Below are 2,287 nucleotides of genomic sequence, written 5' to 3'. Positions count from 1 at the left end.
GGCGAGAGTACTTTTATCAGTGCAGGTGAAAAACACAGATTGTCCAATCCGGGAAAAATTCCGCTTGAGATTATTGAAGTGCAGTTAGGGGAGCTTGTAGACGAAGCGGATATTGTCAGGTTTGATGATGTTTATGGGAGGAGCTGAGGAAATTCTCAGTTGGATAAGAAGGTATTATATAATCCCAAATCTGTGAGTACGGGCACATTGGGAAAAATCATATATGTATTAACAACAGTAAAAAGAAATGTTTAAAGGTTCCAGGACTATAATTAAAACATGAATGATGTTTTAGACCGTGCTCAAGATAACTGCTATTTTCTCGAATATCCTAAAAATCGATCCTATTCAACGCCAGAGCATAATTTCATTGTTCTGGCAGATCTCATTCACAGCCATAGGCTTTTTGAGCACCATGTACTTCGCACATACGGCAGGTGCTTCAATTCTCGGTTCATACTTCCTGTTTTTAGCATACTATGGAATTTTTAACATGGTTACTGATGGGGGGTTTGGTGGAGCCGTAGTTAAGCGTATTAGCGAAGGTGAAGATCCGAATGCGTATTTTAGCGCATATTTTATACTCCGACTAATATTCACGATAACTGGAATACTGATTTTGCTAGTGTTTAAAGACTACTTTGTGGATCTTAATAACTCACGCATATTTGCCTGGATGTTGTTATTATTATTCGTCTCAGCGATTGCAGGACCAATCTCAAGTGGGGTTGCCGGCAAAGGCAAGATGGGAATACGCAACACCTGTGAGGGAATAAGCAACATTTCACGCGTAATGATTCAGATCCCGGCAATATATCTTGGATATGAAACCGTAGGTCTGGTCGGGGGAATGGTAGCTGGTGTGATCTTAGCAGCAATAATTGAATTCCGTTTTTTTGACTTGTATTTAGTACGCTTCAAATGGAAGCATATAAAGAGTTTATTTGTATTTTCGTTCTGGCTATTTTTAACGTCTAGTGGAGTACTTGTATTTTCACAGGCAGATACTATCTTCATAGGTTACTTTATGAACACTGAAAATGTAGGAATTTACAGAGTAATACTCCAGTTCACAGGAATTGCCGCATTTAGCTCAAATGCTCTGAGAATGACGCTCTGGCCCAGAGTCAGCCAATGGGGTAAAACCAAAGAGCTCTATTTTGTTGAAGAGTCACTGCCTCGTGCGATCAGCTACTCATTGGTACTGGCAATTCCCGTACTCTTGGGTGGTATATTGCTGGGGGATCGTCTTCTATATTCATTTTACGGTGCAGACTTTGCCCAGGGTTATTATGTATTGATAATATTACTTGCTGTACAGGTTGTCAATGTATTCCAGTACTTTTTCACGATGTATCTGGATGCTCTGAATCATCCTCAAGAATCATTTAAGGTCACGGCAGTTGGTGTTGGAGCAAACATTGCATTGAACATAATACTTATCCCGCTCATAGGTATAAACGGAGTAGCAATAGCGACGCTGGTAACAATGACTTTGAATGCCTTACTCGCCTGGCATGCTTTATCTAGGTATATGACAATAAGACTGGAGCGTCAAAGTCTGTCTAACATTATGATATCTTCGATTGTAATGGGGGTGATTGTTGGTGTATATCGGTTGTTTGTGCCACTTTCCAATGTATGGATTACGATACTGGCTGTTGCTATCGGCGGAATGACATACGGTTTTTTAATATTAAAATTTGATAAAAAAGTGTACACTGAAATGAAAGATATCATAGAGAAGGTCGGAATAGGGTTTGTTTGGCCAGGCTGGTTGTGAATTAGTATTTATATTCGATAACTATAATATGAATTTTAAAATTTATGTTTAAAATCACATTTCACAAGTTTTACAAGTTCTTTATATGTCTTGAAGATGATAAAAATGTGAGAAAGATGACTCAAATTAGCGTCATCATTCCAACTTGGAATAGAGCAGAAACGCTGGGTAAAGCTATCTCAAGTGCCTACCAAACTTTCCCTCCTTTTGAAATCGTTGTATGTGGTGTTATGATTCACCGGACCAATAAATTTTTAACTTGATCAACGATCCGCGTATGCGATGGATAGAGGGAGAGCGTGATGGACTTGCATCAATTTCTTGCAATAGAGGAATTAAAGCACGTAGAGGAGAGTGGGTAGTTTTTGTGAGCGTGGAAAGCATATTGAAAAACATGTAAAGTATTATAGTAGGTGTTCCGAGTTTGTTTTATAAAATATATGAAGAAATAAATAGATAGAGCAAACTGTATAATTCTAAATTTCATCCATTTTAACCAATATC

1 protein-coding gene and 1 pseudogene are annotated in these 2,287 nt (G+C 38.3%); both read left to right on the top strand.

What is annotated here, in order from left to right; genetic code table 11:
- Window positions 1-147 (top strand): annotated as a pseudogene (gene cpsB / locus A9239_RS18290) (mannose-1-phosphate guanylyltransferase/mannose-6-phosphate isomerase); the annotation flags it as partial.
- Window positions 148-370: 223 nt separating this feature from the next.
- Window positions 371-1,783: a flippase gene (locus tag A9239_RS09415; RefSeq protein ID WP_230668905.1), complete on the top strand. Its 1,413-nt coding sequence runs from the start codon at window positions 371-373 to the stop codon at window positions 1,781-1,783.
- Window positions 1,784-2,287: the final 504 nt, after the last annotated feature.

It is taken from the genome of Methanosarcina sp. A14, from assembly GCF_001729375.1.
In the GTDB taxonomy this organism is placed as follows: domain Archaea; phylum Halobacteriota; class Methanosarcinia; order Methanosarcinales; family Methanosarcinaceae; genus Methanosarcina; species Methanosarcina barkeri.
The sequence above is the reverse complement of the archived record's forward strand: the minus strand, read 5'-3'. Positions and strand labels throughout refer to the sequence as shown.